Source organism: Dongshaea marina, from assembly GCF_003072645.1.
In the GTDB taxonomy this organism is placed as follows: domain Bacteria; phylum Pseudomonadota; class Gammaproteobacteria; order Enterobacterales; family Aeromonadaceae; genus Dongshaea; species Dongshaea marina.
Genome location: NZ_CP028897.1, coordinates 1,155,465 through 1,176,472 on the forward strand (window position 1 = coordinate 1,155,465; position 21,008 = coordinate 1,176,472).

General features: G+C 38.5%; 24 protein-coding genes and 1 pseudogene. 18 read left to right on the plus strand and 7 right to left on the minus strand.

Annotated elements, in window-relative coordinates; genetic code table 11:
- Nucleotides 1-76 precede the first annotated feature (76 nt).
- The 18 genes and pseudogenes from DB847_RS05740 (at nt 77) to DB847_RS05825 (ending at nt 18,009) form a co-directional block, all read left to right on the plus strand.
- Nucleotides 77-1,057, plus strand: a complete 981-nt coding sequence (locus tag DB847_RS05740; RefSeq protein ID WP_159084419.1) for a Wzz/FepE/Etk N-terminal domain-containing protein — start codon at nt 77-79, stop codon at nt 1,055-1,057.
- 120 nt (nt 1,058-1,177) lie between these two features.
- Nucleotides 1,178-1,483, plus strand: coding sequence for a hypothetical protein (locus DB847_RS05745; protein WP_199911737.1), 306 nt, complete (start codon nt 1,178-1,180; stop codon nt 1,481-1,483).
- On the plus strand, nt 1,476-2,177 hold the full coding sequence (locus DB847_RS05750) for an SDR family NAD(P)-dependent oxidoreductase (protein ID WP_108649832.1): 702 nt from the start codon (nt 1,476-1,478) through the stop codon (nt 2,175-2,177). Before DB847_RS05745 ends, DB847_RS05750 begins: the two co-directional genes overlap by 8 nt.
- A gap of 239 nt (nt 2,178-2,416) precedes the next feature.
- Nucleotides 2,417-3,757 (plus strand): ANL family adenylate-forming protein, encoded by a 1,341-nt coding sequence (locus DB847_RS05755; protein ID WP_108649833.1) that lies wholly within the window; start codon nt 2,417-2,419, stop codon nt 3,755-3,757.
- On the plus strand, nt 3,754-4,629 hold the full coding sequence (locus DB847_RS05760; RefSeq protein ID WP_108649834.1) for an acyltransferase: 876 nt from the start codon (nt 3,754-3,756) through the stop codon (nt 4,627-4,629). Before DB847_RS05755 ends, DB847_RS05760 begins: the two co-directional genes overlap by 4 nt.
- A 19-nt stretch (nt 4,630-4,648) precedes the next feature.
- Nucleotides 4,649-5,734: a DegT/DnrJ/EryC1/StrS family aminotransferase gene (locus DB847_RS05765; protein WP_108649835.1), complete on the plus strand. Its 1,086-nt coding sequence runs from the start codon at nt 4,649-4,651 to the stop codon at nt 5,732-5,734.
- A 3-nt stretch (nt 5,735-5,737) separates the two neighbouring features.
- Nucleotides 5,738-6,886, plus strand: a complete 1,149-nt coding sequence (locus DB847_RS05770) for a DegT/DnrJ/EryC1/StrS family aminotransferase (RefSeq protein ID WP_108649836.1) — start codon at nt 5,738-5,740, stop codon at nt 6,884-6,886.
- Complete coding sequence (locus tag DB847_RS05775; protein WP_108649837.1) at nt 6,883-8,253, plus strand: lipopolysaccharide biosynthesis protein; 1,371 nt, start codon at nt 6,883-6,885, stop codon at nt 8,251-8,253. Before DB847_RS05770 ends, DB847_RS05775 begins: the two co-directional genes overlap by 4 nt.
- A 4-nt stretch (nt 8,254-8,257) precedes the next feature.
- Nucleotides 8,258-9,265, plus strand: coding sequence for a polysaccharide biosynthesis protein (locus DB847_RS05780; RefSeq protein WP_108649838.1), 1,008 nt, complete (start codon nt 8,258-8,260; stop codon nt 9,263-9,265).
- 271 nt (nt 9,266-9,536) lie between these two features.
- Nucleotides 9,537-10,248, plus strand: a pseudogene (locus DB847_RS24780) (IS5 family transposase).
- A 409-nt stretch (nt 10,249-10,657) separates the two neighbouring features.
- Nucleotides 10,658-11,734, plus strand: a complete 1,077-nt coding sequence (locus tag DB847_RS05790; RefSeq protein ID WP_108649839.1) for a glycosyltransferase family 2 protein — start codon at nt 10,658-10,660, stop codon at nt 11,732-11,734.
- Entirely contained in the window at nt 11,724-12,776 is a 1,053-nt protein-coding gene (locus tag DB847_RS05795) for a hypothetical protein (RefSeq protein WP_108649840.1), read from the plus strand. The genes DB847_RS05790 and DB847_RS05795 overlap by 11 nt, the downstream gene beginning before the upstream one ends.
- A gap of 14 nt (nt 12,777-12,790) precedes the next feature.
- On the plus strand, nt 12,791-13,780 hold the full coding sequence (locus DB847_RS05800; protein WP_108649841.1) for a glycosyltransferase: 990 nt from the start codon (nt 12,791-12,793) through the stop codon (nt 13,778-13,780).
- Between the two features lie 17 nt (nt 13,781-13,797).
- Nucleotides 13,798-14,883 (plus strand): dTDP-glucose 4,6-dehydratase, encoded by a 1,086-nt coding sequence (rfbB, locus tag DB847_RS05805; protein ID WP_108649842.1) that lies wholly within the window; start codon nt 13,798-13,800, stop codon nt 14,881-14,883.
- Entirely contained in the window at nt 14,883-15,773 is an 891-nt protein-coding gene (gene rfbD / locus DB847_RS05810; protein WP_108649843.1) for a dTDP-4-dehydrorhamnose reductase, read from the plus strand. Before rfbB ends, rfbD begins: the two co-directional genes overlap by 1 nt.
- 2 nt (nt 15,774-15,775) lie before the next feature.
- Nucleotides 15,776-16,648 (plus strand): glucose-1-phosphate thymidylyltransferase RfbA, encoded by an 873-nt coding sequence (gene rfbA / locus DB847_RS05815; RefSeq protein WP_108649844.1) that lies wholly within the window; start codon nt 15,776-15,778, stop codon nt 16,646-16,648.
- Nucleotides 16,649-16,655: 7 nt separating this feature from the next.
- Nucleotides 16,656-17,201, plus strand: coding sequence for a dTDP-4-dehydrorhamnose 3,5-epimerase (gene rfbC, locus DB847_RS05820; RefSeq protein ID WP_108649845.1), 546 nt, complete (start codon nt 16,656-16,658; stop codon nt 17,199-17,201).
- 22 nt (nt 17,202-17,223) lie between these two features.
- Nucleotides 17,224-18,009 (plus strand): glycosyltransferase family protein, encoded by a 786-nt coding sequence (locus DB847_RS05825; RefSeq protein ID WP_108649846.1) that lies wholly within the window; start codon nt 17,224-17,226, stop codon nt 18,007-18,009.
- Between the two features lie 4 nt (nt 18,010-18,013).
- Here the strand turns inward: DB847_RS05825 and DB847_RS05830 are convergent, their stop codons facing one another.
- The 7 genes from DB847_RS05830 to DB847_RS05860 form a co-directional block, all read right to left on the minus strand.
- Nucleotides 18,014-18,310 carry a YciI family protein gene (locus DB847_RS05830; RefSeq protein WP_108649847.1) on the minus strand — a complete coding sequence of 99 codons (297 nt, stop codon included), beginning with the start codon at nt 18,308-18,310 and terminating at the stop codon, nt 18,014-18,016.
- A 58-nt stretch (nt 18,311-18,368) separates the two neighbouring features.
- Complete coding sequence (rpiA, locus tag DB847_RS05835) at nt 18,369-19,028, minus strand: ribose-5-phosphate isomerase RpiA (RefSeq protein WP_108649848.1); 660 nt, start codon at nt 19,026-19,028, stop codon at nt 18,369-18,371.
- Nucleotides 19,029-19,052: 24 nt separating this feature from the next.
- A complete protein-coding gene (locus DB847_RS05840; protein WP_108649849.1) occupies nt 19,053-19,460 on the minus strand; it encodes an HI0074 family nucleotidyltransferase substrate-binding subunit in 408 nt (135 codons plus the stop codon).
- Nucleotides 19,444-19,752 (minus strand): nucleotidyltransferase family protein, encoded by a 309-nt coding sequence (locus DB847_RS05845; RefSeq protein WP_108649850.1) that lies wholly within the window; start codon nt 19,750-19,752, stop codon nt 19,444-19,446. The genes DB847_RS05840 and DB847_RS05845 overlap by 17 nt, the downstream gene beginning before the upstream one ends.
- 110 nt (nt 19,753-19,862) lie before the next feature.
- Entirely contained in the window at nt 19,863-20,402 is a 540-nt protein-coding gene (locus DB847_RS05850; protein ID WP_108649851.1) for a septation protein A, read from the minus strand.
- Nucleotides 20,403-20,483: 81 nt separating this feature from the next.
- Complete coding sequence (locus DB847_RS05855; protein ID WP_108649852.1) at nt 20,484-20,744, minus strand: Txe/YoeB family addiction module toxin; 261 nt, start codon at nt 20,742-20,744, stop codon at nt 20,484-20,486.
- Nucleotides 20,737-20,994 carry a type II toxin-antitoxin system Phd/YefM family antitoxin gene (locus tag DB847_RS05860; RefSeq protein WP_108649853.1) on the minus strand — a complete coding sequence of 86 codons (258 nt, stop codon included), beginning with the start codon at nt 20,992-20,994 and terminating at the stop codon, nt 20,737-20,739. Before DB847_RS05860 ends, DB847_RS05855 begins: the two co-directional genes overlap by 8 nt.
- Between the last annotated feature and the right edge of the window lie 14 nt (nt 20,995-21,008).

Consider the following 21,008-nt stretch of genomic DNA (forward strand, 5'->3'; position numbering starts at 1 on the left):
TTAAAATATGTCTGAGCAGAGGTAATCAGGCATCATTCACATGACAATCTCGGCCTGACCCGTAAGTAGGATGTTTATGAATGAATCAGTGAAGGAAAACCAGATCATCTATGTTCCGGTTCAACAAGCTATTGGACCTATTGAGCAACAAAAGGATGTTGAAATCGATCTTAGAGAGTTATTTGGTGTTCTTTGGAAGAGCAAGTTGGTCATCATAGCCTGTGCGTTTATCTTTGCTATAGCTGGTGTGATCTACAGTCTGATGCTTCCAAATCTTTACCAGTCATCAGCATTGCTGGCACCAGTGCAGCAGCAAAATCAGATGAGCTCATTAGCTTCTAAATACGGAGGTTTAGCATCTTTAGCTGGTATCGATCTGGGAGGTGGTAGTGGTGGCGACCAAACTCAACTAGCGCTTGCAACCTTACAATCACGAGAGTTTATTACTCACTTTATCCATCAGCACCATTTACTGCCAGAGCTGATGGCAGCAAAAAAATGGGACAAGTCAGATAACAAAATCATCTTTAACTCTGCTATCTATAATGCAAAATCTAATAACTGGGTAGGAAGATCCATTGGTAATGAAACAGTTAGTAAACCGACAGATCAAGATGCATACAAGACATTAAGTAATATGCTCAGTGTAAATAAAGATAAAGAAACTGGATTTGTTACTATATCTATCAATAGCATATCGCCTTACATAGCCAAGCAGTGGGTCAGTTGGCTGATAATAGATTTGAATCAGTGGATGAAAATGAAAGATATTGATTCATCTAAGCGTAATATTCAATACCTTGAGCAGCAATTAAACAAAACTTCAATCTCGGATATGCAAACAGTCTTCTATCAATTAATTGAGTCGCAAACAAAGAAATTGATGCTGGCTGAAGCTCAAAATGAGTATGTATTTAAAACTATTGATAAAGCAGTTGTTCCAGATGTAAAAATAGGCCCCAGACGATTAATGATAATTTTATTATCTTTTTTTTCTGGTCTGATTATTAGTTCTTTAATTATAATTACAAAATATTTTGTTTGTAATTATAATTAACTACGAAACTATAGTAATTCAGTTATAGCAGTAGTAATATGTCTTTCTTATGAGGATATAAATAATACCGCATATAGTAATGTATTAAATGCTAAGGAAATAAATAGAGGAGTAATGATAATGAAATTAGTTATCGAAATGGTAGTTGATACTGTTAGTGATTTTATTAACGAAAATGATGTTGACACAAGTTATATCGATACAGTAAATGAGGATACAGCATTATTCGGTGGAAAAGGATTTCTAGATAGTATTGGGGTTGTTATGCTATTGACAGAACTTGAGGAAAGAATCTCCGAAGATTTTGAAGTGGACTTAACTCTAGCGGATGAGAAAGCTATGAGTCAAAGAACATCACCTTTTCGAAGTGTTGGAACTCTTTCAAAATATATTGAGGAATTATTAAGGACTGAAATTAATGAATAGGATAATTATAATTACAGGTACCCGAAAGGGCATAGGTAAAAGTCTAGCCGAGTATTATTTGGAGCAAGGGGATACTGTTTTTGGGTGCAGTCGTGGTGAGTCGAGCATAATGCATGAAAATTATTCTCACTATTGTCTTGATGTTTCTGATGAGAAATCAGTTGTAAAAATGGTCAGGGATGTAAAAAGAAAACACTCCCGTATTGATGTGCTGCTCAACAATACAGGAATAGCTTCAATGAATCATTTTTTATCAACACCTTTGAGTGTCGCAAGAAAAATATTTGATACAAACTATTTTGGAACTTTTTTATTTTCAAGAGAAGTCTCAAAGGTTATGCTAAAGAAAGGATTTGGTCGGATAGTTAACTATACAACAGTAGCTTCAGCATTTAGGTTAGAAGGTGAATCTATTTATGCATCAAGCAAAGCTGCTATTGAAAATTTGACCCAAACTATATCTAATGAGTTAGCTCCATATGGAATAACAATAAATGCGATAGGTCCAACGCCAGTAGAAACAGATCTAATAAAAGCTGTTCCTAAAAATAAAATTAATGATTTATTAGCTCGGCAAGCTATACCAAGATTTGGAAATTTTGATGACATAAAGAATGTTATTGATTTTTTCATAGACAAAAAAAGTGATTTTATAACTGGACAGGTTATTTATCTTGGAGGCGTCAATAATTAGCATTGTTGGAGAATGTTCATCGTTCTCCATTATATTATTAATGACGTGATCTATAGATATTCCTTCATAGGCTAGGTTTAATTATTCAAGCGATATGTTGTACCCTATCCTATTATTACGTTAAATAAAATGCATGATCAATAATAAGTGCAAGCATTAATAAATGTAAGCGACATAACTCAAATGTTGGTGCTAGGATTGATCTTTATTAAGTCATGTTAAATTGAGCTCAGATTATTATGATTAATTCATTGAAAAATTTTGATGACAAAATAGCGATAGTGTACAAAGGAAATAAATATAGCTACGATGAACTACATTCTGAAATAATAAAAATCAATAATAATGTGATCTCAGGTCGTATAGAAAAAGGTGATGTTGTTGCAATTTTGTCGGACTACTCGTTTGAAAGTATTGCTTTGCTGATATCATTGCACATGAATAAGAATGTAATTGTTCCTATTACATCCAAGCATGATGATGAAATTAATGATAGATTGAAAGAGTCATTCTGTAATAAGAAAGTTATAGTGGATAATGGTTATATTGTTGATGAGGTTGACTCACCGACAAGACATGAAATGATTGATCGATTACGTGATCTGAATCATTCAGGGCTTGTACTGTTTAGTAGTGGTAGTACTGGAAAGCCTAAGGCAATGATTCATGACTTTGATAACCTTGTAGATACTTATAAAAACAAGAAATCCAAATCAATTAATATACTTCTATTTCTCATGTTTGATCATATTGGGGGGATTAATACATTGTTGAATGCTCTGTTGACAGGGGCGACTATGATAATTCCAGAAGATAGAGGTGTAGATACTGTATGTTCTCTAATGCAAGATTACAAGATTAGGGTCTTACCGTCCTCTCCGACATTTTTAAACCTTATCAGAATTAGTAAGGCAGATAAACGTTACGACTTATCTAATATAAGAATGATTAGTTATGGTACCGAATCAATGCCAGAGCATCTATTAGTAGAGCTTAAAAGAATTTTCCCAAAGGCAAAGCTATTGCAAACATTTGGTACAAGTGAGACTGGAATTGCAAAAACTAGTTCTAAGTCATCAAGCTCAACATTGATGAGAATTGATGATCCTAATTTAAAGTTTAAGATAATTGATGGTGAGCTTTGGCTCAAAAGTAAGACTCAAGTGATGGGCTACTTAAATTCATCAATGGATTGCTTTACGGATGATGGCTGGTTTAAAACGGGAGATGTAGTTGAAGTTTCAAGCGATGGATTTATTAAAATTGTTGGCCGATGTAAGGAAGTAATAAACATCGGTGGAGAAAAGGTATTGCCAACCGAGATAGAGTCTATTCTATTGGAAATGCCTGAAATATCAGATGCACTTGTAAAAGGAATCCCTAACGCAATCACTGGGCAGACAGTATATACTGAGATAGTGCTAAGTGAGGAGGGTAAGCTCTTGGACTCGAGAAAATTGAAGTCACAAATAAGAAAATTCTGTTTAAATAAAATAGATAAGTATAAGGTTCCAACAAAAATAGTATTCTGTGATAGAACTAATTTTTCAAGCAGATTTAAGAAAATGAGGACGAAATGAAAATAGATAACTTCGATGTGAGAGGTGAAGGAGTTATTTTAGCGCCTGATAATGTAAGTGTCGATGGTGTAGTTGATATTCGATTTGGTAGTGATTCAAAAATAATAATAGGCGATTATGTTAAGTTTGGTAAAGGTGTAAAAATAGTTTCTAATGGCGGAGATATCCATATTGGAGACTGGACTACTATTCATGATAATACCTTGATTTTATCTGGTGTAGGAGTTGAAATAGGGCAGCATTGTTGGTTTGGTCAGAGCTGTGTTCTAGATGGTACTGGAGGTTTGAAAATTGATGATGGAGTCAGGGTTGGTATGTATTCCCAGGTTTGGTCACATGTGGCGGCAGGGGAGTTGATAGAAGGCTGTACACTGTTTTCAACAAATAGAGTACATCTTGAAAAAGATGTATGGTTAGTCGGATCATGCTCTGTTGGTTCTGGTGTAAAAATAGGTTGCAGGACTATTTGCTTGAATGGTTCTAATATAACTAGAGATCTCGAAGATAATATAGTTGTTTCTGGATCTCCTGCAAAAAGATTGAAAGGTGTTTCATTCTACAAGTCAATTAGTTTAGATAAGAAAATGACGCTTCTAAATGAGTGGCTATGTGATTATATTGAATCGAGTGATGAAACACTTAGCATGTCAATTGAAGCTGATGGAAAACAGATTTTTGTGAGATCTAGTACTGACGAATTGATTATTTTCAAAAATTATGATGAGTATTTAGCCCACCAAGGCTATGGAGTTGTTTCCAAATTATGTGTCGAGAATAAGGTCTATAATAAATCTGGGCTTCAATTAGAAGAAAGGATAGTTGATTTTCTTCGTGGAAATAAGGCTCGCTTCTATTATAATGAATTAAGCTAATATATCAGGATATAAATAAATGATACCTCTAGTAAAAGTTGGTATGCCGGATAAGAAAATTCTCATGTCAGAACTTGAAAAAGTTTTGTATAGTGGCATGATCGCTGAAGGTGAGAAAGTATACGATTTTGAGTATCAGTTCTCAAAGATGTTCGGGTTAAGTAATGCAATAGCAATGAGTAGTGGTACAGCAGCACTTCATGCCTCTTTGATATTATCTGGTGTATCTCCTGGTGATGAAGTCATAACTACGAGCATGACAGCTGAACCTACAAATATATCAATATTGCATGTGGGGGCTGTGCCAGTATTTGCAGATGTAGATCCTTTATCGGGAAATTTATCTCCATCCTCTATAAGAAAGAAAATATCTAGTAAAACAAAAGCTATCATAGTTGTTCATTATGCTGGTATACCTGCAAGAATGAGTGAAATTATGAAAATATCTAAGGAGTTTAATATTCCCGTTATCGAGGATTGTGCCCACTCTCTAGGGGCGCAGTATGATAATAAGGGGATAGGAACAATTGGAGATTTTGGGATCTTTTCATTCCAGGCGATAAAGCATATGACAACAGTTGATGGTGGATTCCTAGTTATGAAGGATAAACACCTAATTAATAAGGCAAAAAGGTTTAGATGGTTTGGCTTGGAAAAAGGCATACCAAGGTCAGAATTAAATATATCCGATATTGGATATAAGTATAACATGACGAATGTAACTGCAGTTATTGGCCTATCCCAGTTATCTGCTATAGAGTCCAGAATTGCAAGGCACAAAGAGAATGGATATTTTTTTGATTCTAATATTCCTCAAGTTTCTGGGCTAACTGTACCTAAATTTGAGAAGTGTGCTATACCTAGTTACTGGCTATATACTATTTTTTCTGATGACTATCAGAATGTTCAGAAGTGCTTAAACGATATTGGTGTAAGTGCATCCAAGCTACATAAGCCTAATCACCTTCATTCTATATTTAACGCCTCTGATATACCGCTTCCAAATTTAGATTACTATTATAAGAGGATGATTCATATTCCATGTGGCTGGTGGGTCAAAGAAGAAGATAGAGAGAATATTTTAGATGCGTTAAAAAAAGGTTAAACCATGACAGTCAAACTTTTTCATACTGAAAATAACCAATTGATGGAGGATATATCAATTGAAATTTTACGCTCAGGCAACATAGCATCAGGAGAGTATGTTAATAAGTTTGAAAGAGGGCTTGAATCTGTATTAAATCAAAAGCATGTTGTCACATTGAATAACATGTCTAATGCAATTTTCTTAGCATTATATCTTTCAGGGGTCTCATATGGAGATGAGGTCATAACAACTTCTTTCGCCTGTATGGCAACAAATTCATCTATTGCTACTCTAGGGGCTACAGTCAGGTGGGTTGATCTTGAGCGGCAATCTGTGTGTATGGATCCAGCTCAATTAGAGTTGGCTATTAATGAGAGAACAAAAGCGGTTATTCTATATCATACTTCAGGTTATCCTGCTCAGGTAAAAATTATTTCAGAGATTTGTAGGAAGCATAATATAGTATTGATTGAAGACTGTGATAATGCATTTCTAGCGACTTTAGATGGGATTAATGTTGGAAGTTTTGGTGATTTTTCTATATATTCATTCTACCCTAATAGATTAATAAATACGCTTGATGGGGCAGCTCTCGTATGTCGAGATAAGAAAGATGCAATTAGGGCTAAAAAGCTATCTCGGTATGGAATTGATAATACAAACTTTAGAAATGATCTTGGTGAGATCAATTCACAATCTGACATACCTGAAGCTGGTTGGGCAATGGGGCTGAGTAATTATTGCTCTGCACTTGGGTATGTCCAGCTAGGAGGTTTAGGATTAAAGCTAGAGCGTACCCGCAGAAATACTTTGACTCTTATCGATGGGCTATCTCATTATAGTGAAATTCAGATTATAAACCCTGTCGCAGGAAGCAAGCCTAGTTATTGGACATTATTAATTCTTTGTCACGAAAGAGAGGCACTACTAAGGTTTCTTAGGTCGAAAAATATTCATGCGTCTTCTCTACATTATAGAAATGATAGCTATTCTTGCTTTGTTTCAAAAAGTAATGTTGAGCTGACTAATACAAAGTACATCCAAGAGAAAATATTATCAATCCCTTGCGGTTGGTGGTTAACGGAGGATGATCTTCAATCGATAATATCTTCTTTTGCGGAAATAATGCCAAATCTTAATAAGACATTTGGGCCTTCTGGTTGTATATGAATAAAAAATCTATCAAAAGGCTCTTTAGCATGGGCCTGCTTTTTTTTAGTAAAACTGGCAATGTACTTGTCGGAATATTTTTTCTTCCTTTATATAATCGCCTTCTAGGCGCTGAGCAGTTTGGTCTTGTTGCGATAATTTTATCATTCCAAGCATTCTTAATGATGCTAGATTTTGGTATGTCAACGATTGTAAACAGAGATATCGCAGCAAGTGAGGTTACGACTAGAGAGGCTTTATCGACGATTGATGCTGCCGAAACGTTATTGAGTATTTTGTATTTCTGTTTGCTTCTACTTGTTCTTATTGTATTTATTATATCTCCCAGGGAAGTTATTGATCTAATTGATGCATTAGGCGTCGTATGTTTATTCCTTTCTCTCGTTTTAATTAACGTCTCACAGTCTGCCTTGCTAGGATGTCAATCTTATTATTTGGCGAGTGTAATTCAGATAACAGGGGTTTTATTTAGGGCATCAATAACATTATTGTTTTTATTTTTTCTTAATTCAGATATTAAGGTCTTTATTTTTTCACAGTTAAGCGTCAGCATAGTCCATTTGATCTTTGTAAGATATTTTTGTCGGGCCAAGATTATGCAAAGGCAGTTTTCTCTGAGTGATTTTTTTCCAAGAGTTAATTTAGCTGATGTCGTAAAATTGGCTAAAAGAGGAAAGCCGCTTCTATTTTTTGGGATTGCAGGAGCATCAGTTACACAATTAGATAAGCCGATTATATCTCACTTCATGTCGCCTAGTGACGTTGTTCCATATTTTCTCGCTGGTTCTCTTTGTATGGCTCCTATTTCAGTTTTAGCCGGTCCTGTGTCACAATATTTTCAGCCGATTGTTATAAATAGATTTTCACTTCTTGACCAGGATAAGGTAATTAAAACGGTAAGAATGTTTACCCTGTTCCTTATTTCCGCAACATTCATTCCTACTTTATTTTTATTTATTTTTAGAGAAGAAATTATCAACTTATGGTTAGGTAGAGGAAATAGTTCTATTGCTATGGTTATTAGCTATACATCAGTATTACTTCCTGGTGTTGCAATAGGTGCATTAGGTTATATTCCGAATACTCTTCTCATAACAGCGCAAGATTTTAAGTTTCAAGCAAAGTTGTCATCAATTTTGACAATAATTACCCTTTTGTGTGTTTTGTTTTTTTCAATTAACAATAATATTATGTATGTGTGTTTTTCTTATGCATCTTATTATTTGTTATCAACCACAATCGCTTGGATAAGAGCTCTGAATATAAGTCAGATCCGAATGTGTGCAATTGAGTCCTCAAAGGTATCGTTGGCTTTGACTTTGTTTTTTATTTTTTTTCTATTGGCATCAACGTTGTTAATAAGGTAGTTTAATGTTCAAAGATAAAACTCTAATGATTACAGGCGGGACAGGATCGTTCGGCAATACTGTTCTTAATCGTTTCTTAAATACTGATGTAAAGAAAATAATTATTTTCAGTCGAGATGAAAAGAAACAGGAAGATATGCGAATTCGTCTTTCAAATAATAAGGTTAAATTTCACTTAGGAGATGTCAGAGATTATAATAGCGTTTATAGAGCAATGAAAGGCGTTGATTATATTTTTCATGCTGCAGCTTTGAAGCAAGTACCATCGTGTGAGTTTTATCCAATGCAGGCTGTTTATACAAACGTTTCAGGAACTGAAAATGTGCTAAATGCGGCTATTGATAACAAAGTGAAACGCGTTGTTTTGTTAAGTACCGATAAGGCTGTTTATCCAATAAATGCTATGGGTATATCGAAAGCAATGGCTGAGAAAGTACTCATAGCAAAATCTAGGGCATTATCAAGCGAGACAGTACTATGTGCAACTCGATATGGGAATGTCATGGCGTCTAGAGGATCAGTTATTCCATTATTCATTGAAAAAATCTTGGCCAATCAGCCCATTACTATTACTGATCCATCTATGACGAGATTTCTTATGTCTTTAGAAGACTCTGTAGATCTAGTTATTCATGCTTTCAAAAATGGAAAGCAAGGTGATATTTTTGTCCAAAAAGCACCAGCCTGTACTATTCATGATCTTGCTATAGCAATTAAAGAACTATTTAATCCTCATGCCGAAACCAAAATTATTGGAACTAGACATGGTGAGAAGTTATTTGAATCTCTTGTTTCAAGAGAGGAGATGGCAAAATCTATTGATATGGGGAGATATTATCGAATCCCTGCTGATAATAGAGATCTGAATTATGATAAGTATATATTGGATGGTGATGTAGATCAAAACACTATAGATGACTATACATCACATAATACGAACCAGCTTTCAATACCCGAAATAAAGGATCTACTACTTACTTTGCCTGAAGTAAAGGCATATTTGAATAATTAAATCATCATGACTTTATTCAGGTTATCTATTGTTTTCATATTGAATAGTACCACCTTCTGGAGAGGTGTTCTCTACGTTGGTTATTAATTGTTAAGGGTGCGATAAAAAATCTATTACTTATCAATAACGAATAAATAAATTAAATTGATATAATATGGGTTTGTATGCAGCGTTTCTGAGGAAATACTTGATTTTAGTCTAGGGGCAGTTGTCGTGTGTGGACTCAGTTTGAATACTTTATGTACTTTCATCATTAATCTGGAACTACACAATAAAGATCCCAGCACACAGACCCTATGACATATCAGACGGAGTATGGAGTCTAATCGAAACTCATATATTTGTAAGAAAGGATGACTGGGGGAAGGCTGCTCGAGATAATTGACTCTTTATTAATGCAGTTTTTAAGGACAGGCTCACCTTGGGAGACAACCTCCTGATTATGGCGACTTGAGAAATACCCATCGACTCTTCAGTCGCTGGCGTGAAAAGGGAGTTTGTGCTCGTCTCCAGGGGAGCGTTTAATCCATGAGTCAGATTTTGGGTGGCGGATGATTGGCACCAACCATATCAAAGTTCACCCGAATGGCAGAGTGCTCAGGGAGCTAATCAGGATATGGGGATTACAAAAGGGTGCTAAACAGTAAAATCTACTTAGCTGTAGACTCTCATGGCATGCTTGTTAAGAGCTTTGTTACTTCAGGTACAACGGCAGACTGTTCTCAGGCTTTGGCTTTGATTGATGGTTCTAGGCTGAGCACTTACTGGCTTAAAGAGACTACGATACAACGCCTTGATTTCTCAAGCCGAGTTTCTGGGAATGAAAGTGGTAACTCCATCGAAGTGTAACCGGAAGGTGCAAGGGGAGCATGATAAAGATCTCTATAAAGTGAGGCATCGCGACATGATATGCGAAAAATACCGGTTCATTTGAAGCGGTAGTTCAAATACGTTGTGTAGCATTATGGACTGTTATCTTATGAGGTCAGCTCATAGGATATCAACGAATAGATACAAAATATTGTAGAAATTTTTATTAGAATTTAATCAGTTGATTTCTACCATATTGCACAATAAATGAAGAGGGTAACCATATCAATGCTTGTAAGCCTTGGTAAAGGATGGGGGATTCACTAATGACTCATATTGTCTGAATTCCTGAAAGTAGATTCTGGAACAACTATTTCGATTTGAGTGTATTGTGGTGCGGCTATTACGAGATTGTATTTCTTAAGAGCATGTGATGCAATACGGTAGAGCAGGTTAGAATAACACGAGCTCTGAAATCTATCATTTTCCTGAATGGAAAATTACCCATTCGGCCTGTGTTTTTTATAAGTTTATTTTAAACAGTCAATCTATTGACTGATTATATATAAAAGGTGTGTATAATTGAAATCTACGATATCTATAATAGTACCATCAAGAAATAGACAAGAACTATTGCTTGATTTAATTAATAAATTTGACATGAATATTCCTGATGGCTGTGAGATTATAATCCATGATAATTCTGATGAAAAGTTAACTGTCAATATTAAGCAGAAAGAAAGGCTGTTTTACATATATGAGTCAACACAATTATCTGTAGGTCAGAATTTTTCTTCTCCAATAGATCATGCAAAAGGGAAATATATAGGGTTTATTGGGGATGATGATTTAGTAGACTTTAGAGCTTTGTCAAAAATTATAGAAATATTAGAGGGAAATGATTATGATTCAATTTTTTCCCCTATATATAATATATTGTTTTTGTCGGGGACGGAAACAAAGTGGACTGGAGTTTTTAATGATACAACTTTGATAGCTCCAAATGTGGTAGGCAGGGCTTTAATCAAATTGATTGATTCTGTCTCAAGACTAACATCAAGGTTTAGTAATTTTTGGATATTTACTCCTGACCTATGGGTTACACCTAAAGGATATTTTGGTATTTTCAACCAAGAAATGTTTTCTAAAAAAAACTCTAATTTTAAGAGACCTATATTTCTATCTCCTGATTCTTTTATGATTGGGAGGTTAAGGGAGTCTCAAAGAGTGTTATTTTTTAACAAGCAAGTGTTTGTCCCTGGAACATCTAAGACATCGACTAGCAATCTCAGTAATAAGAAGTTACACATAGGGCGTATATCAGAACAAAAGCATTTTGATAAATATGATTTAGAAGTGTTACCAATTGATACTCCTGACTCATTTCTTCCTGAAGTGATTTGGATGGCCTCATACTGTGCTGGTTGTGGTCAAAGAAAAATCGGTGCTAATAGACTTTACCTTTTAAAAGATTATATTTGGCTAAAATATAGAGCAAATATTGAAATTAACGTGGATAATTACAATATTTCATTTCTAGAGCGAACGTTCATTAAAATGAAAGCCGTATCTATTTTTTCTTTGAACAGGTTTATGGTGACACTGCTAATTTCGGCGAGATACCTCTTTTCAAGAAGAAAATACTACGATGCTGATTGAGACTTTCTTGTTTTTGTTATTGTTTTCAAAAGTTAATGTTCTTGTTTCTTCTGTAGTGCAAGCATTGTTTTTGATTACAGTAGTTATATCTTATTTTATTTTAACTCCAAAAACCACATTTAGGACACTATTATTTCAATTTTATTTGATAAGTTGTATTCTTATTGGTGTGGCTATTAATCATGCTTCTATTATATTTGCATTGAAAAATGCAGCATATATTTTACTATTACCAATTTTGAGATATATAATAAAATTAGATTTTTTTGAAAAAAAAATCATTTTTCTATTATGTATAACTGCGGTTGCTGTTATTTGGTTTTCTTTATCACCTAGTTCATATGTTTCAACTGATTTTGGTGGTCGGTCAAGAATGGTGGGCTTTGGTGTAAACCCAAATGTGTGGGGACTAGTTTGCGTATTATTACTTTGTAACTTTAGAAGTTGGTTGGCTGTAAATTTTAATTGTGGACTATTATTATCTTTTTTATTAACGATTTCGATTTTTTTGTCTGGATCTCAGACTGCGATTCTTTTTCTGCCAATTTGTTTCACTTCCAAGTTTAAATGGATTTTTTCTTATTTCATATTACTTTTCCTTTGTTTTATATATTTGTATTTCTTTGAGTTCGATATCATCGTTAGCCATGCTCCATCATTAATTGCTCGATTTGATTTGTGGAAAAAAGGTTTTGATGTTTTCACTGTTAATGATATTTTATTCGGTAAAGGATACAGTTATTTTGGAGCGGGTTTTTCTACAGTAGATAAAAACGATATAAGAATTATTGATTCATTCTATATATCGTCCTTTATATCAGGGGGGGTGTTTATTTTTGTTCCTGTTTTATTTTACTACTTTATTTATCCTCTTTTTATAGGAATAAAAAATAATAATGTACTTTTAGTTAAGATTGTCTTGATATTCATGATAGCAAACTCAACTGGAAACTTTATAGAAAATGGATTTCCTTCTAATGTAATATATTGGATCATGGTCTTGTCTATGTTAAATCGTTATACTAACCTTATTAGGTTTTAAAATAGGTGAAATGTATGATTATATTTTTTAGCTTGGGAAGTCACTTTAGTGGTGGAGGGATAGTGCTACATCAAATAGTCAGTAATCTTACGGATAAAGGTGTTAAAACTAAGATATCTCAACCACTTATATTCTCTAAGGGGGGCAGGGTTACTCGATTCATGATAAGAATAATACAGATTATCTGGTTGCTGATTTGGCCGATATTTACGTTTAGTAGCAAGAAAAAATATGTTATTACACATTCACTATTTTTATGCAATCCTTTTGTTTTCTTTATTCCAAAGAATAGGATTTATTTCCTATGCCAAGGTGAGGAGCTAAACTTAATTCAAGGGGCTATAGGGTGTATATTAAGGCGTATATATGATCTTAGTATAAAAAGATTCCTTTTTTTATCAACAAACGAGTATCTGTATTCTACAATAAAAAACAAAGGTTGCGATGTGATTAGACCATCTGTCTATCTAGGGCCAAAGGATGTGTTTTATTCAAATGAATCTCATGAAATAAAAGCTCGGAAGGTAATAGTTTTCGCTCGTAGCGGGCATAATAAAGGCCTTATTGATGCATTGGAAGTTGCTGATAACAGTGATTCAAATATTGATTTTACTTTTATTACACCAGAAAATAAGATTTATAATAATCTAACTTCAAAAGGCTACAATTGCGTTTGCTCTATAGATGCCTCAGTTATCCAGTCTATCATTTCTAAGTCGTCACTACTACTTTTGCCTAGTTTTTATGAGGGCTTGTCTCTTCCTCTTTTAGAAGCATTGGCCATGAAAGTTGAAGTTATTACTTTTTCAAAGGGATTTCCAGAGTGGTTTTCGAAGACTAATAAGCATGTTCACTTTATTTCGAATAGAAACCTAAAGGTGACAGTAGATACAATCAGAAAATTAATGAATAATAATGTGAGTTATTATGAGCCTTTTATATCAAGTAATAAGTATTGCTTCGAACGATATTGCAACGAAGTTTCAGAGATCTTATCTAGTTAATTTATATTGAGCCCATTATGAAATTCTTAATAAGCGGTGGTGCTGGATTTATTGGTTCAGCTGTTATTCGTCATATTATATTGAATACTGAAGATCTTGTTCTTAATGCAGATAAGCTTACCTATGCGGGCAATCTTAAATCATTGACTGAGATTTCACAATCAGAGCGCTATCAGTTCGCTCATCTTGATATCTGCGATCGCAATGGACTTGATACGCTTTTCGCAGAGTATCAGCCTGATGCTGTGATGCATCTAGCGGCGGAGAGTCATGTGGATCGCTCGATCTCTGGGCCTGCCGATTTTATCGAAACAAACATCATTGGTACCTATACCCTGCTGGAGGCTGCTCGCAGCTACTGGAATCAACTATCTGGCGAGCGCAAACCTAGCTTTCGTTTCCACCATATCTCGACCGATGAAGTGTATGGCGATCTCCATGGTACCGATGATCTCTTCACGGAAGAGACGTCCTATGCGCCGAGCAGTCCCTACTCTGCCTCTAAAGCATCCAGCGATCACCTGGTTCGGGCTTGGCAACGTACCTATGGGCTGCCAACCATAGTCACCAATTGCTCGAACAACTATGGACCCTATCATTTCCCTGAAAAGCTAATTCCTCTGGTGATCCTAAATGCGTTGGAGGGTAAGGCTCTGCCTATCTATGGCAAGGGTGATCAGATCCGGGATTGGCTTTATGTTGAAGATCATGCCAGAGCACTCTATCAGGTGGTGACCCAGGGTGAAATTGGTGAAACTTATAACATCGGTGGACACAATGAGAAGCGCAATCTTGAGGTGGTTGAAACCATTTGTGATCTTCTGGCTGAATTGTGTCCGCTAGCAGAGAACCCTTCAGCCCAACATCTTGATTCATACCGGGATCTCATCACCTTTGTTGCGGATCGACCCGGTCATGATCACCGTTATGCCATTGATGCCTTGAAGATTGAACGAGAATTGGGCTGGGTGCCCCAGGAGACTTTTGAGTCAGGGATCCGTAAAACCGTAGAGTGGTATCTAAGTAATCAGAAGTGGGTCGAGGATGTAAAAAGTGGCGCCTACCAGAGCTGGATTGATACAAATTATGGAGAGCGCAACTGATGCATATTCTGCTGCTGGGGTGTAATGGCCAGGTTGGTTGGGAGCTACAGCGCAGCCTGGCACCTTTTGGTCGGATGACAGCTCTGGATCATGACTCCGCTGCTGTATGTGGCGATCTAAGTGACCTGGTAGGGCTGTCACAAACCATTCGGGATTTGAAGCCAGATGTGATTGTCAATGCAGCTGCGTATACAGCCGTTGATAAAGCAGAATCTGAGCCTGAGTATGCAGTGCTATTAAATGCAGCTGCTGTTGAAGTGCTAGCAAAAGAGGCCGAGGCGATCGGGGCATGGCTGGTTCACTACTCAACCGATTATGTGTTTGATGGTAGGGGTGATAAGCCATGGGAAGAAACAGATACACCGGAGCCTCTGAATGTGTATGGTAAAACTAAGCTTGCAGGTGAGCTGGCGATTCAAAACCACTGCTCCAAATACCTGATTTTTCGTACCAGCTGGGTTTATGCTGCCAGGGGCAATAATTTTGCGAAGACAATGCTGCGTTTAGGACGGGAAAAAACAGAGCTGTCAGTGATTAATGATCAATTCGGTGCCCCGACGGGAGCTGAACTTCTGGCTGATTGTACTGCACATGCCATTGTTGTGGCTCGGGAAAACCCTAAACTAGCTGACCTCTATCATTTGACGGCATCAGGTACTACCAGCTGGTATGAGTATGCTTTACTGGTGTTCGATTGTGCCAGAAAAGCTGATGTTGAGCTCGCTATGCAAAAGCTTCATCCTGTTGCAACCAGTGCCTTTCCGATCCCAGCAACACGCCCGCACAACTCTCGTCTGAACACAGATAAGTTTCAGAAGAGCTTTGGCCTAGTGCTTCCAGCTTGGCAACAGGGAGTGAAGCGCATGCTAGATGAGATTTTAGGAGAGTAATGATGACAACACGCAAAGGGATTATTCTTGCCGGTGGCTCTGGGACAAGGCTTTATCCGGTGACCATGGCTGTTAGTAAGCAGCTATTACCTATCTATGATAAGCCGATGATCTACTACCCGCTGACGACGCTCATGCTGGCCGGAATTCAGGATATTCTGATCATCAGTACTCCCCAGGATACGCCACGTTTTGAAAAGTTGCTTGGAGATGGCAGCCAATGGGGAATTAACCTGCAATATGCGGTACAACCATCACCGGATGGGCTGGCACAGGCATTTATCATAGGTGAAGAGTTTATCGGGGATGATTCTTGTGCCCTGGTATTGGGAGATAACATTTTCTATGGCCATAACCTGCAGCAGCAGCTTGAAGAGGCTTCTAATAGTAGTGGTGCCACTGTCTTTGCCTACCATGTCAAAGATCCTGAGCGCTATGGTATTGTTGAGTTTGATGATGAAGGGAATGCGCTGTCACTTGAGGAGAAACCTGCGCAGCCGAAGAGCAACTATGCCGTCACCGGGCTCTATTTCTATGACAGCCAGGTTGTTGATATCGCTAAAAGCCTTAAACCCTCGACACGTGGGGAGCTTGAAATCACCGATGTGAATAGTACTTATCTAAAGCAGGGAGAGCTATCCGCTGCCATGATGGGGCGGGGCTATGCCTGGCTCGATACTGGAACCCATGAAAGCCTGATTGAGGCAACTAACTTTATTCAGACCATAGAGCATCGTCAGGGTCTCAAGGTGGCTTGCCCGGAGGAGGTTGCTTACCGTAAAGGGTTTATTGATGCTCAGCAGGTTCGTCAATTGGCAAAACCTCTGGCTAAGAACGCCTATGGCCAATATCTACTGGATATGATTAAGAGCTAACAAACAGATGAATATTATAAAGACAGCTATCCCAGAGGTGCTTGTTATTGAGCCTCCTATATTTGGTGATGACCGGGGATTCTTTTTTGAGAGCTTTAACCAGAAGCAGTTTGAGGATGTGGTTGGACAGTCGCTTGAATTTGTTCAGGATAATCACTCTAAATCTTCCAGAGGCGTGCTGCGGGGCTTACACTATCAATTAGCTCCGCACGCCCAGGGAAAGTTGGTACGCTGCGTTGCTGGTGAGGTGTTTGATGTTGCTGTCGACATTCGTCAGGGCTCTGTAACGTTTGGCAAGTGGATTGGAGAGCATCTTTCCGCTGAAAATAAGAAGCAGATGTGGATTCCAGCAGGCTTTGCTCATGGTTTTGTGACTTTAAGTGAATCAGCCGAGTTTTTATATAAAACAACAGACTATTATGCGCCAGTTAGTGAGCGATGCATCGCTTGGGATGATCCGACTCTTAATATTAGTTGGCCCTTTGATTTTGAGCCTCTGCTGGCTGAGAAAGATAGGCTTGCTCCAGCGCTTGATAAAGCTGAGCTTACTTAATATTTTGATATAGGTTTTACTAATGCCTCAAGTTTTTATGTCAATAATATCGCATAATCACGGCGACTTGATTTGCAAGTTAGATTGCATCTCTAAACTTTCTAATAGATTTAATATTATTGTTAAGTCAAATGTCCCTGATGATATAAGATTACAGAGCTATTGCAGAGGAGCAAAAATCACCCTCCTAGATCAGAATTATGGACTGGGGTTTGGGCATAATAACAATTATGTTTTTGATTATTGTGTTGATAATAAAGAACTAAGTGATGATGATTATTTTATTCTTTTGAATCCAGATGTGGTAGTTGATGATTTGAATTTGCATTTGTTAGTCGAAAGGATGACAGAGTCAAGCATAGATATAGCTACAATAAATCTTTATAAGGATTGTAACTACCAAGAGTATGACAAATCAATTCGTCATTTCCCTAAGCTTATCGATTTTGTGAACTCATTTCTGGGGTGGGGTAATCCTACTGAAATAGATAAGAATAGTGTTAAAGAGCAATCCGAAGTTGATTGGTGTGCGGGTTCATTTATGGCTATTAGAGCGTCTCACTACAAGAAGCTAAGAGGTTTTGATCAAGGATATTTTATGTACTGTGAAGATATCGATATATGTTATCGCTCATCTGGTTTAGGTAAGCGGGTTACATATTTCCCTGATATCCAAGCTGTTCATTTGGCAAAACATGCCAATAGAAAAATTTTTTCAAAGCACTTCTATTGGCATGTAATGAGTGTGTTTAGATTTTTGCTAAGTAGGTATGGATTAACAAAGATGAAATCAATAATTAAACCTTGATAACTTAAAACACTCTTTTGTAGGGTTTAACCGTCACATTGGCATAAACTCCGGCTTCGACATAAGGATCGGCGGCGGCCCAGCTTTTGGCTGCTTCTAATGAATCGAACTTGGCGATGACAGTGCTACCAGTGAAGCCTTGTTGAGCTGACTCAGGATCATTGCTAAAGGGCATGGGGCCAGCGGTGATCAGGCGGTCTTCTGCCTGGAGTTGTTCGAGGCGAGCAAGATGCGCTGATCGTACACTGAGGCGCTTTTCAAGGGAGTTTGGGGTGTCTTCTGCGAAAATAACGTAGTGCATTTGAAAATCCTTCTTGTCTTATTAAAAAGCCGGAGCAGTGTTGCTCCGGTTTTTTTGTTTATGCTTCGATTTTTTTGACGCCATCTTTGGTGGCGAGCAGCAGGGTATTTGCCGCACGGTGGGCAAACAGGCCATTGGTGACCACGCCTACTATGCTGTTGATCCGTGATTCCAGTCCTTTGGCATCGGTTATCTTAAGTTCGTGGACATCCAGGATGTGATTGCCGTTGTCGGTGATGGTGCCATCGCGATGGATTGGGGTACCACCTAGCTTTTTCAGTTCACGAGCCACATATTCACGAGCCATAGGGATCACCTCAACCGGCAGGGGGAATTGACCCATGACTTCTACCTGTTTGCTGGCATCGGCGATGCAGACAAATTTATCGGCGACGGCCGCAACAATCTTTTCGCGAGTCAGGGCTGCACCGCCGCCTTTAATCATCTCCATCTGGCTGTTTACCTCATCGGCGCCATCCACGTAAACACTTAGGGATTCAACTTCGTTTAGGCTGATTACTGGAATGCCGATCGCCTTGAGGCGCTCACTGGAGGCTTCTGAGCTGGATACGGCAGCCTTGATCTCATCTTTGATGGATGCCAGGGCATCGATAAAATGATTGACGGTTGAGCCGGTCCCGACGCCAATCACACTGTTGCGTGGCACATACTCCAGTGCGGCCCAGCCTACGGCTTTTTTCATTTCATCTTGGGTCATCGTCTTTCCTTTATTCACGATCAGTTATTGATATTGCTGCTGTAAAAAACTGTATAGAGCCGCCATCGCCTGGTGGTAACTGGCTATTTTTTGATAGATCTCCAGTGCCAGCTCTTCGCGGTAGGTATGGGAAGTAAGATTTCTATCTTTGAGCATGCCAAGCCACAGGGCTTCATCATCGAACCAGCCGGCTTGATAAGCGGCGCTTAGGGCCTGACGGGGTGTTGCAACCTGTTCACCTTCAGCTTCAAGGATTTTTTTCAGGACTTTCCAGGTAAGCTCAATGCAAAATTCAAAGCGCTGAATTGTCGCATCCAGGACTAATGAGTCTTTTTCTGGGGAGCGCTGGAGTGCTTCTTTGAGCCGCTCAAGTGTGAGTCCGAGAGAGGTGAAGCTGTCTGAGGCATTCGCTTGATTAAGAGTCAGTTTCATCGGCGTAGATCACCTGCATATCGTTATTGATATTTGTGCGTAACGGGCTTTCCGGAGACAGGGTATCATAGCGTACGCAATCGATAGGAAGCAAAGTATCGGCTTCTTCGATAATCTCCAGGATTTGCTGCCACTGATTCTCGGATGCCAGGGGACAATCAACGGCTATATCAATATCGGCGCGCTCGGCATGATTTTCCCGGGCTCTGGAGCCAAAGAGGAAGATGCCTCTGACGAAGGGAAGAGCCGCAATTTTTTGGACAAATTCATATTGAGTGATGGATTTTGGCATTTTTGTGAGTGCGAGGCGCGGTGGCTCTGATTGTGGGACATTATCTATTGAAGGTGGCCGCAAGGCAAACTAGAAGAGGGCCCCATCCTTATAGGGATGGGGCCTTAAAGCTATTTACGCTGGTCTGCCGGGATATGTTTGTAGAGGTAAACACCGGTACCCAGGGTGAACAGCAGTGTCAGGCCGAGCAAGCCAAACACCTTGAAGTTGACCCAAACGCTCAGTGGCAGCCAGAAGGCCACGTAGAGGTTGATGGCACCACAAAACAGGAAGAATAGCGCCCAGGCCAAATTGATCTTGTTCCATACCGGCTCGGGCAGGGTGATCTCTTTGCTTAGAAGCTGCTTGATGAGCGGCTTGTTGAAGCCGTATTGGCTAACCAGCAGGGCAATGGCAAACAGCACATTGACTGCGGTCACCTTCCATTTGATGAACACATCATCGTGGAAGAAGATGGTGAGTCCGCCAAAGAAGGCAACCAAAACAAAGGTTACCAGAAGCATCTTTTCGACCTTGCGATAGCGGATCCAGCTGATCGCCACCTGAACTGCGGTGCAGATCACCAGGGCTCCGGTTGCGTAGTAGATGTCGGCAAACTTATAGACCGCAAAAAATACGATCAAGGGGATAAAATCGTAAAACTGTTTCATCGGCTTGATTTGTTCCAAAGCTGTTAACACCGCAAGTTTAAACGTTGTGCAGTGGATCGCCAAGAAAAAGTGGTTACTAACTTAATAGTGGTAACGGCAGGAGAGGATGGTGAGATAAAGATCATCAACGATGTAAACCAGGCGATGCTCATCTGTAATACGCCGCGACCAGCAGCCACTCAGGTTTTCTTTAAGCGGCTCAGGTTTTCCGATTCCCTCAAATGGACTGCGTTTGGCTGCATCTATGAGTTTGTTGATCCGCTTGAGAGTCTTTCTATCTTGACCCTGCCAGTAGATGTATGAGTTCCAGGCTTCATCAGTCCATGCCAGTTGTCTATTCATCGTCGAGAAGATCTTTTACTTTGGCCTGACCTGACTTGTACTGAGCCAGTGAGCGTTCTAAATGAGAAGCATTGGCTGGAGACTTGAGTAGATGGACAGTTTCCATCAGGCTGTTAAATGATTCAAGAGACATAACTACGGCATCATCAGCATTACGGCGTGTTATCACTGTGTAATCAGCATCTTCGACCACATTGTCTAAGACCTGCTTGAGATTGCCTCTGGCATCTGTATATGAGACTACCCGCATAATTCCCTCCCCTC

What these genes read in the sequence shown, in the direction of transcription:
- DB847_RS05740 (WP_159084419.1), top strand. Translation starts at nt 77, where the DNA reads ATGAATGAATCAGTGAAGGAAAACCAGATCATCTATGTTCCGGTTCAA.
- DB847_RS05745 (WP_199911737.1), top strand. Translation starts at nt 1,178, where the DNA reads ATGAAATTAGTTATCGAAATGGTAGTTGATACTGTTAGTGATTTTATT.
- DB847_RS05750 (WP_108649832.1), top strand. Translation starts at nt 1,476, where the DNA reads ATGAATAGGATAATTATAATTACAGGTACCCGAAAGGGCATAGGTAAA.
- DB847_RS05755 (WP_108649833.1), top strand. Translation starts at nt 2,417, where the DNA reads ATGATTAATTCATTGAAAAATTTTGATGACAAAATAGCGATAGTGTAC.
- DB847_RS05760 (WP_108649834.1), top strand. Translation starts at nt 3,754, where the DNA reads ATGAAAATAGATAACTTCGATGTGAGAGGTGAAGGAGTTATTTTAGCG.
- DB847_RS05765 (WP_108649835.1), top strand. Translation starts at nt 4,649, where the DNA reads ATGATACCTCTAGTAAAAGTTGGTATGCCGGATAAGAAAATTCTCATG.
- DB847_RS05770 (WP_108649836.1), top strand. Translation starts at nt 5,738, where the DNA reads ATGACAGTCAAACTTTTTCATACTGAAAATAACCAATTGATGGAGGAT.
- DB847_RS05775 (WP_108649837.1), top strand. Translation starts at nt 6,883, where the DNA reads ATGAATAAAAAATCTATCAAAAGGCTCTTTAGCATGGGCCTGCTTTTT.
- DB847_RS05780 (WP_108649838.1), top strand. Translation starts at nt 8,258, where the DNA reads ATGTTCAAAGATAAAACTCTAATGATTACAGGCGGGACAGGATCGTTC.
- DB847_RS05795 (WP_108649840.1), top strand. Translation starts at nt 11,724, where the DNA reads ATGCTGATTGAGACTTTCTTGTTTTTGTTATTGTTTTCAAAAGTTAAT.
- DB847_RS05800 (WP_108649841.1), top strand. Translation starts at nt 12,791, where the DNA reads ATGATTATATTTTTTAGCTTGGGAAGTCACTTTAGTGGTGGAGGGATA.
- rfbB (WP_108649842.1), top strand. Translation starts at nt 13,798, where the DNA reads ATGAAATTCTTAATAAGCGGTGGTGCTGGATTTATTGGTTCAGCTGTT.
- rfbD (WP_108649843.1), top strand. Translation starts at nt 14,883, where the DNA reads ATGCATATTCTGCTGCTGGGGTGTAATGGCCAGGTTGGTTGGGAGCTA.
- rfbA (WP_108649844.1), top strand. Translation starts at nt 15,776, where the DNA reads ATGACAACACGCAAAGGGATTATTCTTGCCGGTGGCTCTGGGACAAGG.
- rfbC (WP_108649845.1), top strand. Translation starts at nt 16,656, where the DNA reads ATGAATATTATAAAGACAGCTATCCCAGAGGTGCTTGTTATTGAGCCT.
- DB847_RS05825 (WP_108649846.1), top strand. Translation starts at nt 17,224, where the DNA reads ATGCCTCAAGTTTTTATGTCAATAATATCGCATAATCACGGCGACTTG.
- DB847_RS05830 (WP_108649847.1), bottom strand. Translation starts at nt 18,310, where the DNA reads ATGCACTACGTTATTTTCGCAGAAGACACCCCAAACTCCCTTGAAAAG.
- rpiA (WP_108649848.1), bottom strand. Translation starts at nt 19,028, where the DNA reads ATGACCCAAGATGAAATGAAAAAAGCCGTAGGCTGGGCCGCACTGGAG.
- DB847_RS05840 (WP_108649849.1), bottom strand. Translation starts at nt 19,460, where the DNA reads ATGAAACTGACTCTTAATCAAGCGAATGCCTCAGACAGCTTCACCTCT.
- DB847_RS05845 (WP_108649850.1), bottom strand. Translation starts at nt 19,752, where the DNA reads ATGCCAAAATCCATCACTCAATATGAATTTGTCCAAAAAATTGCGGCT.
- DB847_RS05850 (WP_108649851.1), bottom strand. Translation starts at nt 20,402, where the DNA reads ATGAAACAGTTTTACGATTTTATCCCCTTGATCGTATTTTTTGCGGTC.
- DB847_RS05855 (WP_108649852.1), bottom strand. Translation starts at nt 20,744, where the DNA reads ATGAATAGACAACTGGCATGGACTGATGAAGCCTGGAACTCATACATC.
- DB847_RS05860 (WP_108649853.1), bottom strand. Translation starts at nt 20,994, where the DNA reads ATGCGGGTAGTCTCATATACAGATGCCAGAGGCAATCTCAAGCAGGTC.